Source organism: Myxosarcina sp. GI1(2024), from assembly GCF_053543375.1.
Genome location: NZ_JBKGTY010000003.1, coordinates 688,563 through 703,137 on the forward strand (window position 1 = coordinate 688,563; position 14,575 = coordinate 703,137).

Sequence of the window (14,575 nt, forward strand, 5' to 3'; positions counted from 1 at the left end):
GATCGCTTCGTGTTCGATAACTCGACAAGGTTGCAATTCTACTGCTTAGTTTGAAAGTTAAGAGTTTAGCTCGATATATCTTTACTTTTCGCTCTAAATGACGATCGAGTATTTATTTGTGAAATTCAATTCTTAAGTTTAAATAATAAAAGCTACAGGCGCTTTGTAATTGACATTTCAATCGTGACAAATAAGATCCTAGCAAAGGTGTTCTATATATGAGTACGGTGTTACAAACTTCCCTATCAGAGATCGATCCTATTTCTCCTTCTCATCTACTGCTGCGTCATCGACAAAGACTAGTAGAAGATTTGTGGGAGAGAGTATTGCACTCTGAATGCGGTCAAGAAATGGTAAATTTGTTGCAAAAAATGCGCGCTCTTTCTTCTCCAGAAGGACTGGCAACAGATTTGCCAGAATCTTCAGTGCCCCGAATGATCGAACAACTATCTCTTGAAGATGCGATTCAGGCAGCTCGCGCTTTTGCTCTCTATTTTCAGTTAACGAATATCGTAGAACAGCACTACGAAAGGAAAGAACAGCAGCTTTCCCAACGCACTATCCTTAAGAAGTTAAAAGCTGAGACCAATGGCAATAACAATAGTCAGAGCGAGAGGACCGAAACTAGTGGAACTTTACCTCTAGTTTTAGGACCACAACATCGGGAAACTAGCGAGATCGAATCTCAAAACCATTTTTTTAATAGATCGGCTACGTTTAACTGGTTATTTCCCTATTTAAAGAAAATAAATATGCCGCCGATGATGTTGCAAAGGCTGTTAGACCAGTTAGACATCAGATTGGTATTTACCGCTCACCCTACCGAGATCGTACGTCACACGATTCGTAAAAAGCAGCGACGCATCTCCGGTATTTTGCAACAGCTAGATGCCGCTGAAGATGAAATGGCGGAAATGGGGTTTAGTGATTCTTGGGAAAGCGAAGAAGCAGTCGCGCGCTTGACTGAAGAAATTCGTTTATGGTGGCGCACCGACGAACTACATCAATTCAAGCCCAAAGTTTTAGATGAAGTAGACTACGCTCTGCACTACTTTCAAGAAGTATTATTTGACGTTCTGCCTCAACTAGCATCTCGCCTCAAACAGTCATTAGCTAGTTCTTTCCCTGGCTTAGTCTCTCCCACCCATAATTTTTGCTACTTTGGTTCTTGGGTAGGTGCCGATCGCGATGGCAATCCGTTCGTTACTCCCCAGGTTACTTGGGAAACTGCCTGTTACCAAAGAAGTATCGTTTTAGAAAAATATCTCAAGTCGGTCGAACAGCTGCGAGAATTACTCAGTCTATCTCTGCACTGGAGCGATGTTCTGCCCGATTTACTCGATTCTTTAGAACAAGACCGTCAGCAGCTACCGGAAATCTACGAACAGCTAGCAATTCGCTATCGTCAAGAACCCTATCGTCTCAAACTGACCTATATCGAACAAAGATTGAAAAATACCCGCGAGCGCAATCGATTTTTAGCTCAGAGCACGGGGAAACCATTTAAACCAGAACTAGATGGCGATTCGGTTTATCATTCGGGTGCCGAGTTTTTAGCCGAACTCAAGCTGATCCAGCAAAGTTTGGCAGCGACCAGCCTCCACTGCCGTGAATTAGATAACTTAATCTGTCAGGTAGAAGTTTACGGTTTTACTCTCACCGAACTCGATTTTCGCCAAGATTCTTCGCGTCATTGCGATGCGATCGCTGAAATCACCGAATATTTACAAATTTTACCCAAACCCTACGATCGGCTTTTAGAAGAGGAAAAGACCGCCTGGTTAGTTCGCGAACTGCAAACTCGTCGTCCCTTAATTCCTGCCGAAATGCCTTTTTCGGAGACGGCTTGCGAGACTATTGAAACCCTACGTCTGCTTCGTCAGCTCCAGCAAGAATTTGGCATTAGAATCTGTCAAACCTACATTATTAGCATGACTAATTTTGTCAGCGATGTTTTGGAAGTAATGCTGCTGGCTCAAGAAGCGGGACTCTACGATCCTGCTACGGGTAAAACTTCCGTCAGAATTGTGCCTCTGTTTGAAACTGTAGAAGATCTCAAACGAGCTCCTGCGGTAATGCGAGAGTTATTCGAACTGCCACTATATCGCGCTGCTCTAGCGGGAGGATATCAAAATTTACCGATGGCAGAACAACCAGAGGGAGAAATCCCCATTCCTTCTTTGGAGCCTACTGACTTACAAGAGGTAATGTTGGGCTACTCCGACAGTAATAAAGATTCGGGTTTTTTAAGCAGCAATTGGGAGATTCACAAAGCGCAAAAAGCTTTACAAAAAGTTGCCTCAGAATACGGTATCGCCCTACGGATATTTCACGGTCGAGGTGGTTCGGTCGGTCGTGGCGGCGGACCTGCATATGCAGCAATTTTGGCACAGCCGACAGATACCATTCAGGGCAGAATTAAAATTACCGAACAAGGAGAAGTGCTCGCTTCTAAATATTCTCTACCGGAACTTGCACTATACAATCTAGAAACTATTACCACTGCGGTGATTCAATCGAGTCTCTTGGGCAGCGGTTTCGATCGCGTCGAACCTTGGCATGAAGTCATGGAAGAACTAGGAGCGCGCTCGCGTTGCGTATATCGAGCTTTAATCTATGAACAGCCAGATTTTGTCGACTTCTTTCACTCCGTAACTCCAATTGACGTAATTAGCCAACTACAAATTGGTTCTCGTCCCTCCAAACGCCCAGGTAAAGGAGACGGGAAGAAAAAAGACATGAGTGGTCTGCGGGCGATTCCTTGGGTATTTAGCTGGACTCAAAGTCGTTTTCTGCTACCTGCTTGGTATGGTGTCGGGTCGGCACTACAAGAATTTCTCGACCAAGAACCCAAGAAAAATCTCGACCTACTACAGTATTTTTACGTTAAATGGCCGTTCTTTAGAATGGTTATTTCTAAGGTGGAAATGACTTTGGCAAAGGTCGATTTGCAGATGGCCGAACATTATGTCAATAAATTATCGCAACCAGAGGATTTGGAGCGGTTTAAAAAATTATTCGACCAAATTGCTCGAGAATACTATTTGACTAAAAATTTAATTCTTAAAATTAACGGTCAACAGCGTCTGCTCGATGGCGATCCCGAACTACAGCGCTCGATTCAGGTTCGCAATGGCACGATTCTACCTTTGGGTTTTTTACAGGTAGCTTTAATCGAACGGCTACGCCAACACGCTCGGTCGAATGCAGTTCATTTTCGCTTTAGCAAAGAAGAGTTACTGCGAGGTGCGATGTTAACTATCAATGGTATTGCCGCCGGAATGCGCAATACGGGTTAATTTTAGCCGCGATCGCAGCAATACGGAAACGAAGGACAAGAGGAAAAGGTAAGGATAGGTATTATCTCACCTTTTGCCTTTTGCCTTTGTTTTGACTTCTTAGATATCTAATGCCAAATCCCCAATCACTTATAAACTGGCAGCGTAAAATGAAAACAACTACCCCGTTCGCGAGAACTATCAACCCAAATTTGACCGTAGTGAGCGCGAACGATTTTACGACACCAAGCTAAACCCAAACCGTATCCTTCTTGCTTTTCATCCCGTTTTAAACGAAAGCTGCCTTCAAAAATGCTGTCCTGTTTCTCGACGGGAATTCCCGCACCAGTATCGCGAATACTGACCTGAATTTTTTGACTAGTGCGGTGCAAAACAGATAAAAAAATTTCTCCTCCCTCAGGAGTATATTTATTAGCATTGTCTAGCAAGTTAACCAGCAACTGCCGAATTAGTTCGCGATCGGCATATACTAAGGGTAAATCTTGAGGAATATCTTGTTTGAAAACTTGGGACTTTTGTCTAAATCGCTTTTGTAGTTGATTGTTCGCTTCTTCACACAACAATCTAATATCTAAGCGCCTGGGTTCTAGCTTTAACTTGCCATTAATGATGCAAGAGCTTTGAAGGAGATCGCCAATCATAGAATTCATAATCTGAAACTGTCGCTTCGCTTGCTTGAATAGTTGCGCTTTTAGTTGTTCGATCTTATCTTGCTGCTGTTGTCGGTCGGCTAGTTCGATAGTCTCTAACGCAATTGAGGCTGCAGTTAGGGGACTGCGTAAATCGTGAGCCAACATGGCAATGACTTGATCTTTAAAGCGCAATTGTGAGTTTAGTTCTTCTTTTTCCTGTTTTAAACGAAATATTTCGTCAGAAAGTTGAATTAATTCGGCAGAACAACTGAATGAATCGGATTCTGCTAACTCTGCTGGCAATTGCTCTTTTTTTGAAGTGCTATTGCTAGCTAATTGCCATTTCGTCAACCATTTTTTTAGCTGCTCGACTAAATTGCTTCCGGTCAGAGTTTGCCGGGGCGCAGGTGCAATTTTAACTAAAGCTGGAGTAGCTACTAATTTAAAATGTTCGACCAGATGAGGCTGCCTATTAATTTCAATTACATCTAATTTAAAATCAATACTAGGTCTCAAGCTTTCTAAATAGGCTTTAATTTGCCGAATGTTATTTGGGGACGAAGGTCGCTCGTCTACGAACAACAGTAATTGAAAAAACACTCTTTTGTAACTATAGCTTATTAGTTCATGATGGTAGGTTACGATAAGAATTGCATCGCTAGCTAGACAAACTGACTGATACAGTAATAGATCGATAGATCGGTTTACCTTGTAATATGCAAACTACAATAATATTGTTTAACAGAGTAGATCGTTAAGTACTAGTCCAACAACCTATAAGGCTTATAATAGCAGCACCGGTCGATTAAACTTTTTTAAAGTTCAATCTTAAGATATCATAAAGTTTACCCAGATTGCCTTAGCCTCTTAATTGAGAGATTTAGAAAAAAGTTGTGGAAATATAATCATGGCTCTTGGTTACCTTGCCCTCGTACTTCACGCTCATCTCCCGTTTGTAAGACATCCAGAGAGCGACTATGTTTTAGAAGAAGAATGGCTGTTTGAAGCTATTACAGAAACTTACGTTCCCTTGTTGCAAGTATTCGAAAGCTTAAAGCAGGATGGAATCGATTTTAAAATGACTATAAGCATGACACCTCCCTTGGTGTCTATGCTACGGGATCCTCTTTTGCAAGAGCGTTATGAAGCTCATTTAGCTTTACTGGAAGAGTTAGTCGCTAAAGAAATCGAGCACAATCAGCATAACGGTCACATACGCTATTTAGCTGAATTTTATGCTAATTCTTTCCGCAGTATTCGCCAAACCTGGGAAAAATACGACCGCGACTTAGTAACGGGATTTAAGCAGTTTCTCGATAGCAACAATTTAGACATTATCACCTGCGGCGCAACACACGGTTATCTTCCTCTAATGAAGATGTATCCCCAAGCCGTTTGGGCACAAATCAGGGTCGCCTGCGAACACTACGAACAAAACTTCGGTCGTCCTCCAAAAGGAATTTGGCTACCAGAATGTGCCTATTACGAAGGGCTAGAAAGAATGCTAGCCGATGCGGGCTTGCGTTACTTTTTAACCGACGGACATGGAATTTTATACGCCCGTCCTCGTCCTCGTTTTGGTTCTTACGCACCTATATATACTGAAACAGGAGTAGCGGCTTTTGGACGCGACCACGAATCATCTCAACAAGTTTGGTCATCTAAAGTTGGCTATCCAGGAGATATAGAGTATCGTGAATTTTATAAAGACTTAGGTTGGGAAGCAGAATACGAGTACATCAAACCCTACATTATGCCCAACGGTCAACGAAAAAATACGGGTATTAAATATCATAAAATCACCAGTCGCGATGGTGGTTTGTCGGAAAAAGCACTTTACGATCCCTATTGGGCGAGAGAGAAAGCTGCCGAGCATGCAGGCAACTTCATGTACAATCGGGAAAAACAGATTCAACATCTACAAGGGATGTTACAGCGTCCGCCAATCGTGGTTTCTCCCTATGATGCAGAATTATTCGGTCATTGGTGGTATGAGGGTCCTTGGTTTATCGACTATTTATTCCGCAAGAGTTGGTACGACCAAAATACTTATGAGATGACTCATCTATCCGACTATTTGCGTCGAGAGCCCACACAGCAAGTATGTCGCCCTTCACAATCGAGTTGGGGCTATAAAGGATTTCACGAATATTGGCTGAATGAAACCAATGCCTGGGTCTATCCTCATTTGCATAAAGCTACGGAAAGGATGATCGAACTGAGTAAGCACGAACCTGCCGACGAACTGGAATGGCGAGCTTTAAATCAGGCGGCTAGAGAATTGCTGCTAGCACAGTCTTCTGACTGGGCATTTATTATGCGTACGGGAACCATGGTACCTTATGCGGTACGACGGACGAGATCCCATTTACTGCGTTTTAATAAGCTTTACCGAGATATTCCTTTAGGCAAAATCGACTCTGGTTGGTTAGAAAAAGTTGAAAAAATCGATAATATTTTTCCCAAGATTAACTATCGAATTTACCGACCTCTTTAACATTTCAGTTGCTTACGAGCGACAATATTGAGCCTCCCTCTCTCGAACTGTACTTGGAGAGAGGGATTTTGGTTTCGTTTAAAAAACAGTTAATATTTTAAAACTAGACGATATTTAGGTTTACCGTTACGCAGCTTATCCATCGCTTCGTTAACGGGATCGAACGGATAAATTTCGGTAATAGGTTCGATGTCGTGACCAAGCATTTTAGCGACAGAAAAGGGGCTTTCCAAAGGACTAGCATTTAGAGATTTTTGACCGAGAATCAGAGGAAAAAGTTGGCTCGATATCGGCTTGGGGGCAACCCCAACAAAATGAAGTTTGCCTTTAGGTCATAATGCTGCAACATAGGTATCCCAGTCGAGATCGGCATTCACAGTCGCGAGAATTGACAAAGAACAGGCTTTAGTTCGCCTCCAGGTTCGTGAGCAGCATATGCTTCGATCATTAGTTGACAATCCTATTGACACATTCAAACTTGCTTTATGGTAAATCGAACCCGATAACATCGATTTAAAAATTTTTATTAGTTTTTAGAAAAATTCGGCGATTGGGTTGTAAACGAAGGGCAAAGCATGACAAAAACTAATCACTCTCGACAATTCTATGCCACATTGTTTTAGCCAGTTTGAGGAACTCGTTCGATTTGAGCATAACCACTAAATAAGAGCATCTTACCGGCGGTTTCTAGGCGATTCAAGCGTAGTTTGACCCCATCGAGATTAAAGCGGTCTAAATCTACCATTCTGTTGAGAATTTTACCTAAGGCAATAGTTAGTTGCTTAGAGACACCTCTAAGTTCTTCGGGTACGTCTTTTGGTTCGAATTGAGCGTTATCAAAAACAATGCGTCGGCGTTTGACAATTCCCAAGCTACAGCTAAGACTGACGGGAACTACGCGATCGCCCCAGCTAGCTTTAGCGATTAGCTTGATTCGATTGTTGGGAAGCAGTTGTAAATCAACATCCGAAAAAGAAACGGGTACACCTCCCGAGATCTCGGTTAAGCTTTCGATGGTTAGGTTTTCCAGACGCTTTCTGACTAACTCGGCTTCAAAAGATTTGTTGATATCTGCCTGAGATAGTTTAACTTGAGCGATCGCCTGAGTCGGTTGTTTGAGGGCGAGTTTTCCTTTGACCACCGAACCGAAATCGATCGACACGGTATCGGTTTCAAAAGACATTTCTTCGGTGCGAAACTGGCGACGGATTACCAATCCACGACCGCTCATTTTAAAACTGTCAATCGTACCCTGTAATAACTTACTGGACGGATTACAGCGAACTGCAACCTCCACAGATTCACTGCGAGTAAACAGGTGACGGATGGTATTACTAGCAACGGTATTTAGAAGATTTTCTCCCCAGTCGCCGCCTTTATCATTATTGAAACCGACAAAGCCACCAAACATAAAGTTATTAAATCGAGTTACTTTTTCTTTGTAACAAAATATTAACAAAATCGGCAATTGTTTTATTGCTCGTCGAGGGATAAAATCCAGTCTGCGATCGACTGATTGACTTCTTCAGGTATTTCGTCGTGTGGACAATGACCTGCTTTCAAATAATACTCCGTTAGTTGAGGATAATATTTTTTAAACTGTACTCCTCTAGCTCTAGCATTTATCCAGGGATCGCTCTCTCCCCAAAGCATTAACAAAGGACAGCGCATTTTAGCCAACAAAACATCGATTTTCTCTCCTTGAGGAGTTTTAAATACGGAATTAAATACTCTTGCCGCACCGATATCGCAGGAGGGACGATAGATATCTTCTACCAAGCTATCGGTAATAGCACTGGGATCGAGATAAACTTGCTTTAAAGTACGACGAATGATGCTAGGACGGCGTAGATATTGAAATAATAGATAGCTTGCCCAAGGCTGTAATAAAAGGGATCGCGTTGCTTGTCCCATGGCTTTTTGCCACAATGGTTTTTGAGCTTTGTCCGTAGTATCAGTAAAGGGACCGGCACTGTTGAGCAAAATTAAACCAGCTACCGACTGCTGATACTCGGCAGCAACAGACAGACAGGCATATCCTCCCAAAGAATTCCCCGCTAATATTGTCGATTTCCCGATAACCTCATCGATAAAGTCGTGAAGTTGTTCTCGCCAGAGGTTACCACTGTATTCTAAATCTGGTTTGGCAGAGCGTCCGAACCCGAGGAGATCGATCGCCCAAACTTCAAACTGCGATCGCAAACCCGCCAAGTTTTTGCGCCAGTGGTCGGTAGAAGCACCAAAACCATGAACTAAAAGTAGGGGTGGATTCTGCTGAGATTTCTCTCCAGCGCGGACATAATAAACTGAATGTCCCCGCCACTGCCAATAGTTGCCTGGTATCGAACTAGCCGTTGCCAGAGAAGTTGCTTGCATTGTTGCTAGAGATGATGATATTAAGTAATTTTAAGTTTATTGCTATCTTGTTTATATTAGCTCGAATTTGCTTGACGATCTTGGAAGGGATTGTCCTCAGCCGCGCTTTCGATTACCAAAATTACTTTTTATAATAGTAAAGTTAAGAAAAAAACGATCGCCATTGTATGGTCGATTTCGGTGTTAAAGCTTTAAAGTAGATTCGCTCGATAATTCAAACCTAGCTCGATTTTAAAGGAGAAAGTCGTGTCCGTTGGAACTTCTGTAATAGAGAAAAAAACTACTTCTACAGTTCGCAAACCAGCACCCCGTTATCGGGTTCTGCTACATAACGATGATTTTAATTCGATGGAGTATGTCGTGCAGACTCTAATGCACACAGTTGCAGGAATGACTCAACCTCAAGCGGTCAACATTATGATGGAAGCACATACTAATGGGGTAGGATTGGTAATTACCTGTGCTTTAGAACACGCAGAATTTTATCGTGAAACTCTATGTAATCACGGTTTGACCAGCACCATCGAACCAGACGAATAGACTATGGCAGCGCGATCCCACCCTCGTCATATGCTAGTGTCAACATCAAAGGATTAGGCGTTGCTGTAAGAGTAATCAAAATCTACAAGATCTTCAGTTTGGAATTCGCGACTAACTACTAACAAATATCCATCACGACCGTTTTTTATTCGCCATACCAAAAATTAAAACTCATTTGCAAAATCTAGCTAACCAACCCGCACTAGTAAGATTATCTATCTTCACTGGTGTTTTGTGTTGTTTATGGTTGCCATTAGCAATTCCCATATATTTGAGTTTGCAAGAAGATCCCAATCTGGCAGGTATTTTGGCGATGGCATTACTATTCCTCGAATTGCTGTTTTTGTGGCGGTTTTGGGGTAAATATCTGTATCGAGAGTCCAATATATTTGCCCGATATGGCTTGGTTGCAACTACTGCGAATTTACGAGAGTTTTTAAACGGTTTGGCAGTTGGTTTCTGTTTTTGCTTGAGTTTGTTTGTTGTAGAAGCACTTCTAGGCTGGATTAAGATCGTCCCTTCTGCTGAAATCAGTTTGGTCAAAGTTGTCAGTGAAGGTTTACTCAGTGCTTTGGGAATAGCTTTTGCCGAGGAATTGTTGTTTCGTGGTTGGTTATTAGATGAGTTGCGGCGAGATTACCAACTTAAAACTGTGATGTGGACTAGTGCTTTACTGTTTGCCCTGCTGCATTTTATCAAGCCTTTAACAGAAATTATTCGTACTCTGGTAACTTTTCCGGCATTAGTCATCTTGGGAATAGCTTTAGTCAAAGCCAAACGACGCTGTAAAAATCGCTTGGGGATGCCTATCGGTTTACACGCCGGTTTGGTTTGGGGTTACTATATCGTCAATGTCGGACAGCTAATCGAATACGACAATAAAGTTCCAGCCTGGATTACCGGAATTGACAATAATCCTATCGCTGGAGTGATGGGGTTAATATTTTTAGGTATTTTAAATTGGGCTATTAGTAGCGTTCGTTTTAAGTCAGAAATTTGAAGTCTTAGCAAAAGCTTTCGCAGTTGCGAGCCGCTTAAAAATAATAAATATTACGTGAGTTCGATAAAAACAGAAATTATTAGTCTCTTAACGAAATCATAATAGTTTCAGCTTACGAAAGAATCAGGCTTTAAGCCTCTGTCGAACTCACGTTAAATATTGGTTAGCAATCAAAAAAATTTTCTCAGTCTGAAATATTTAAAGATCTACTCGGCGGTTGATTAAATATTTTTTGCGTAAGTGATTACCACCGAATAAACCGCCACACAATAACAAACCTAATGTGGGAGAAAACTCGAAAGGTACTTCTCTTACCTCTCTTAGTAGTTTGGTATTAAGAGAAGCAGAAAAACTACTAACGCTCTCAGCTGGTTAGGTAAAAGCAGGATTGAGTGCGTCGTCAGCTTGACCGATGACTGGACCGATATCTCCTGAGCTGGTTTACTCTCCATCTTGATAGTATTCATCCACTACTGTTAAGCGAAAGTCGTCTGGGGATGCTTCCTCAAAGATAGGCAAACCATTGATGCGATCCGCTTGGAGCAAAGCATTCGCTTTAGCATTGACTAATAAACTGTTACAGGGAACATAATTGGGTAATTCATCTTGAGTTTTACCGTCACAACCATTATCGGTTCCATCAAGAGTTCGACGATCTTGAATACCATCTCCTGCTATATCGATAATAGTTTCGTACACTACATTTTCAATAGTGCCTTGAGTGTTACTGCCAGAACTAGTCTGACTTCCTATTTTATAACTACTAGGAGACCCAAAAAGAGTACCTAGCTCTGCTGCACCCCGATTCAGCGCCGCACCGATGTTGGTTCCCCCATCAAAAGGTCTAGACGTACTTAGAATGAGATTACCAAAATCTATAGCGTCCTGTGGAGTCTGCAATAAAAACCACTTATTGTCAGAACCATCGGTAATCATATTGGCTGGAGTTGTTGACCAATACTGAAAGCCAAAGACAATGCCGTTATCATATGAGGCGATCGCATCATGAAGGTCTGTATTGTTTATAAAAGCATTTGCATAGCCAGATCTAATGGTATTAAATTCCGCCGCATCAACACTACTAGAAACGTCACTCTGTAATAAAATTACTTTATCTACAGTATCGTTATCTCCAGAAAAGTCAACACCAAAAGCCAGTACGGGCGACGAGAGTAAAGAGCCAACTACAAGAGGACTTAAAAGAGCCGTAACTTTGCCTTTATTAAACACTATATAATTTTTTTTACTAGTTTTCGCTCTCTATAGTGGCACTGTGATTATTTTTTGCCGTCAGTTTGAATACTTAAATCTAGTTCTACTCTTTATTATTTTGAAGATAAGACTTAGTAGAGAATTATTAAGTATTTTTAGCTAGTTTAAACTACTGTTGTCCGACTTAAATGTTATTTTCGTACGGCGATCGCCCCAAGATTTTTTTACAGGCGATCGCCTAATATAAACGATACTGTACACTAACCAACTTTGGAATAGTTCTCGGCTTCGGAATTGGGTTTGGCAAAGATCATTCTTCCTGCCGATGTCTGTAAAGAAGAAGTTACCGTAACTTCTATTTCACCGCCCACATATTCGTTGCCTTCTTCCACTACTACCATCGTACCGTCTTCGAGATAGCCAATTCCCTGTTCTGGTTCTTTGCCTTCTTTAAGAATTTTTAGTTCGAGACTGTCACCTGGTAAATAAATTGGTCTTAGGGAACGGGCGAGATCGTTAACGTTGAGGATCGAAACTTTTTGTAAATTGGCAACCTTACTCAAGTTGTAGTCGTTGGTCAGTAGGGTAGCACCAATATCTTGCGCCAGATGAACCAACTTGGCATCTACCGTATCGATCTCTTCAAAGTCGACATTGCCGATAGTAATGCGATCGGGAAACTGTTCCTGCATCTGATTGAGAATATCTAAACCTCTACGTCCGCGAATTCGTTTTTGGGAACTACTGGCATCGGCGAGATTTTGCAGTTCTTGGAGAACGAAGCGAGGAATCAGAATTTGTCCTTCGAGAAAGCCAGTTTTAAGTAGTTCTTCGATTCTACCGTCGATAATACAGCTAGTATCGACAATTTTAGTGGAAATCGCTTCTAGGGTTCCTTCCGCTACCAACATTGTTTCAATGCTGTTGGGGTTGATCAATCTCAAAAAAGTACGTCCGTGAGTATCGGCTAAACTAATACCCAGATAGGAAAACATTACGCTACCGAGAATAGCAAAAGTGGGTTTAATAAAGCTCAGTTCTTTGGGAATGGGCAGCAAAAATAAAGGTGCTAACATCAAATTAGCTACTAATAAGCCTACAACTAAGCCGATCGCCCGAGTAATCAGAATTTCGATTCTAGTATTGCGAACCTGCTGTTCCAAACGGCGATAGGTAGTTTGAACTGCTACCCCCACTCCCAAACCAATCAGGGCGGCAAAGCCAGCAATGACAAAGCGCAAAGCTTCGACGTTGGATACTCCTTGTAAAATATCTTCTGGCAACAGTTGCAAACTATCTAAGCCAATGTTTACTGCTGCCACAATGCAAATGATAATTATGATGGCATCAACCATTGTTTTAGTTGAGATGAATAGATAATATGTTCTTCTTTACTGTAATAAATTTCAGCAATAGATCGAGCGAGTAAGCTTCGATTCTTAATATTAACTCTAGGCAGAAGTAGATTTAAACTAATTTAAGTGAAACCATGTTATTTTAAGGGTTGCAACAAATATTTAATGAAGCGAAATTTATCTTTAGTAAATGACAATTCCTCTATCGAACGCCAGCTAAAAATATTAATAGAAACAGTTCCTACAAACGCTTACATTCACATTCCTTTTTGTCGCCGACGCTGCTACTATTGCGACTTTCCCATTTCAGTAGTTGGAGATCGTCCTTCAAACCATGCCTCAACTTCGATCGCAGATTATCTTGAGGCTTTAACCACAGAAATTCAGCTAACTGCTAGTGAAAAACAACCTTTAAACACAATTTTTTTTGGTGGTGGTACCCCCTCAATTCTATCGGTAAAACAGTTAGCAGCAATTATTAATTGTCTCGATAAACAGTTTGAAATCGCTTCAGATGCAGAAATTTCGATGGAAATCGATCCCGGTACTTTCGATCGCCAACAACTTTTAGGATATCTGCAGGCAGGAGTAAACCGAATTAGTCTGGGAGTACAAACCTTTGAAGATCGCCTCTTGCAACTTTGCGGGCGTTCCCACTCGGTAAGGGATATTTTTGCGGCGATCGAGCTAATTAGACAAGCAGGAGTAAAAAATTTTAGTCTAGATTTGATTTCTGGTTTGCCGCATCAAAGCCTAGCACAGTGCCAATTAGCTCTAGAAACGGCGATTGCGATTAATCCCAATCACTTATCTTGCTACGACCTCGTTCTCGAACCAGTTACGGCTTTTGGAAAACAGTACCAGCCAGGAAAACAACCCCTTCCTAGTGATGAAACCGCCGCCGCAATGTATCGCCTCACTCAACAGACACTAACTGCGGCGGGATATGGACATTATGAAATATCTAACTATGCTCTAACTGGGTACCAATGTCGTCATAATCGAGTCTATTGGCAAAATCGCCCTTTTTACGGCTTTGGCATGGGTGCGGCTAGTTTTGTTGGCGGCAAAAGATTTACCCGTCCGCGCACTAGAAGAGAATACTATACTTGGGTCAACCAAGGGGCGATCGCCGATGTGTCTGTCATCTCAGCTACCGACTGGCTCTTAGAAACTCTAATGCTGGGTTTACGACTAGCTGAAGGAATCGATCTAACTCAATTCGATCGGCCTACTTTAAAAAAAATTGGAACTTGTCTCCAGCCTTATGGCGATCCCGGTTGGGTAGAATTAAGGGATAGCTGTGGCAATCAAATTACCCTTAACAGTAATAATTTAACGAGTTTAAATCCCAATCTCGAAACCAGATTGCGCTTAAGCGATCCCGAAGGATTTCTCTTTTCTAACACTATATTGAGCGATCTCTTTGAAGCTTTAGTTTGAAGCTTTAGTATAATAAACAATTTCTTAAACTAAAGTTATAGCTGTATAGACCTCTTGCACGAATCGCACATTAGCTATTTAAGAAAAAGGTTAAGGGGGAAAGGGAAACGGTAAAAGGTTGTTTTATTATTTTTTTAACCCTGACCCTTGTATCTTGAATTGAGGATCTTGAATCCTGATAGTTTAGAGAAAGTAGTAGACCGTCTTACCCTTGGTTAATT

The 14,575-nt window shown here is 41.7% G+C and carries 10 protein-coding genes and 1 pseudogene; 5 read left to right on the forward strand and 6 right to left on the reverse strand.

Features of this window, described 5'->3' with window-relative positions; all coding sequences use genetic code 11:
- The first annotated feature begins 218 nt into the window (after positions 1-218).
- A complete protein-coding gene (gene ppc, locus ACLFKQ_RS16755) occupies positions 219-3,299 on the forward strand; it encodes a phosphoenolpyruvate carboxylase (RefSeq protein WP_449000908.1) in 3,081 nt (1,026 codons plus the stop codon).
- Between the two features lie 125 nt (positions 3,300-3,424).
- On the opposite strand, the gene ACLFKQ_RS16760 is transcribed toward ppc, so the two are convergent.
- A complete protein-coding gene (locus ACLFKQ_RS16760; protein ID WP_449001054.1) occupies positions 3,425-4,582 on the reverse strand; it encodes a histidine kinase in 1,158 nt (385 codons plus the stop codon).
- 256 nt (positions 4,583-4,838) lie between these two features.
- On the opposite strand from ACLFKQ_RS16760, the gene ACLFKQ_RS16765 reads away from it, so the two are divergent.
- Positions 4,839-6,428 (forward strand): glycoside hydrolase family 57 protein, encoded by a 1,590-nt coding sequence (locus tag ACLFKQ_RS16765; RefSeq protein ID WP_449000909.1) that lies wholly within the window; start codon positions 4,839-4,841, stop codon positions 6,426-6,428.
- A gap of 619 nt (positions 6,429-7,047) precedes the next feature.
- Here ACLFKQ_RS16765 and ACLFKQ_RS16770 read toward each other — a convergent pair.
- Together ACLFKQ_RS16770 and ACLFKQ_RS16775 are read right to left on the reverse strand one after the other, a co-directional pair.
- Complete coding sequence (locus ACLFKQ_RS16770) at positions 7,048-7,839, reverse strand: LmeA family phospholipid-binding protein (protein WP_449001055.1); 792 nt, start codon at positions 7,837-7,839, stop codon at positions 7,048-7,050.
- 62 nt (positions 7,840-7,901) lie between these two features.
- Positions 7,902-8,804: an alpha/beta fold hydrolase gene (locus tag ACLFKQ_RS16775; RefSeq protein ID WP_449000910.1), complete on the reverse strand. Its 903-nt coding sequence runs from the start codon at positions 8,802-8,804 to the stop codon at positions 7,902-7,904.
- Positions 8,805-9,050: 246 nt separating this feature from the next.
- Between ACLFKQ_RS16775 and clpS the strand changes: the two genes are divergently transcribed.
- Together clpS and ACLFKQ_RS16785 are read left to right on the forward strand one after the other, a co-directional pair.
- Positions 9,051-9,344, forward strand: a complete 294-nt coding sequence (clpS, locus tag ACLFKQ_RS16780; RefSeq protein WP_449000911.1) for an ATP-dependent Clp protease adapter ClpS — start codon at positions 9,051-9,053, stop codon at positions 9,342-9,344.
- 175 nt (positions 9,345-9,519) lie between these two features.
- Entirely contained in the window at positions 9,520-10,344 is an 825-nt protein-coding gene (locus ACLFKQ_RS16785; RefSeq protein WP_449000912.1) for a CPBP family intramembrane glutamic endopeptidase, read from the forward strand.
- Between the two features lie 198 nt (positions 10,345-10,542).
- Here ACLFKQ_RS16785 and ACLFKQ_RS16790 read toward each other — a convergent pair.
- The 3 genes and pseudogenes from ACLFKQ_RS16790 to ACLFKQ_RS16800 form a co-directional block, all read right to left on the reverse strand.
- Positions 10,543-10,638 (reverse strand): annotated as a pseudogene (locus tag ACLFKQ_RS16790) (PFE-CTERM domain-containing protein); the annotation flags it as partial.
- 147 nt (positions 10,639-10,785) lie between these two features.
- The gene (locus ACLFKQ_RS16795; RefSeq protein ID WP_449000913.1) at positions 10,786-11,574 is read right to left on the reverse strand and encodes a DUF1194 domain-containing protein; all 789 of its coding nucleotides are present in this window, start codon (positions 11,572-11,574) and stop codon (positions 10,786-10,788) included.
- A gap of 242 nt (positions 11,575-11,816) precedes the next feature.
- Positions 11,817-12,911 (reverse strand): PIN domain-containing protein, encoded by a 1,095-nt coding sequence (locus tag ACLFKQ_RS16800; RefSeq protein WP_449000914.1) that lies wholly within the window; start codon positions 12,909-12,911, stop codon positions 11,817-11,819.
- A 165-nt stretch (positions 12,912-13,076) separates the two neighbouring features.
- Here ACLFKQ_RS16800 and hemW point away from each other — a divergent pair, with 165 nt between their 5' ends.
- On the forward strand, positions 13,077-14,354 hold the full coding sequence (hemW, locus tag ACLFKQ_RS16805) for a radical SAM family heme chaperone HemW (RefSeq protein WP_449000915.1): 1,278 nt from the start codon (positions 13,077-13,079) through the stop codon (positions 14,352-14,354).
- The last annotated feature ends 221 nt before the right edge of the window (positions 14,355-14,575 follow it).

Excerpts from the sequence above, each read along its gene's own strand:
- ppc (WP_449000908.1), top strand. The coding sequence starts at position 219 with ATGAGTACGGTGTTACAAACTTCCCTATCAGAGATCGATCCTATTTCT.
- ACLFKQ_RS16765 (WP_449000909.1), top strand. The coding sequence starts at position 4,839 with ATGGCTCTTGGTTACCTTGCCCTCGTACTTCACGCTCATCTCCCGTTT.
- ACLFKQ_RS16770 (WP_449001055.1), bottom strand. The coding sequence starts at position 7,839 with ATGTTTGGTGGCTTTGTCGGTTTCAATAATGATAAAGGCGGCGACTGG.
- ACLFKQ_RS16775 (WP_449000910.1), bottom strand. The coding sequence starts at position 8,804 with ATGCAAGCAACTTCTCTGGCAACGGCTAGTTCGATACCAGGCAACTAT.
- ACLFKQ_RS16800 (WP_449000914.1), bottom strand. The coding sequence starts at position 12,911 with ATGGTTGATGCCATCATAATTATCATTTGCATTGTGGCAGCAGTAAAC.
- hemW (WP_449000915.1), top strand. The coding sequence starts at position 13,077 with ATGAAGCGAAATTTATCTTTAGTAAATGACAATTCCTCTATCGAACGC.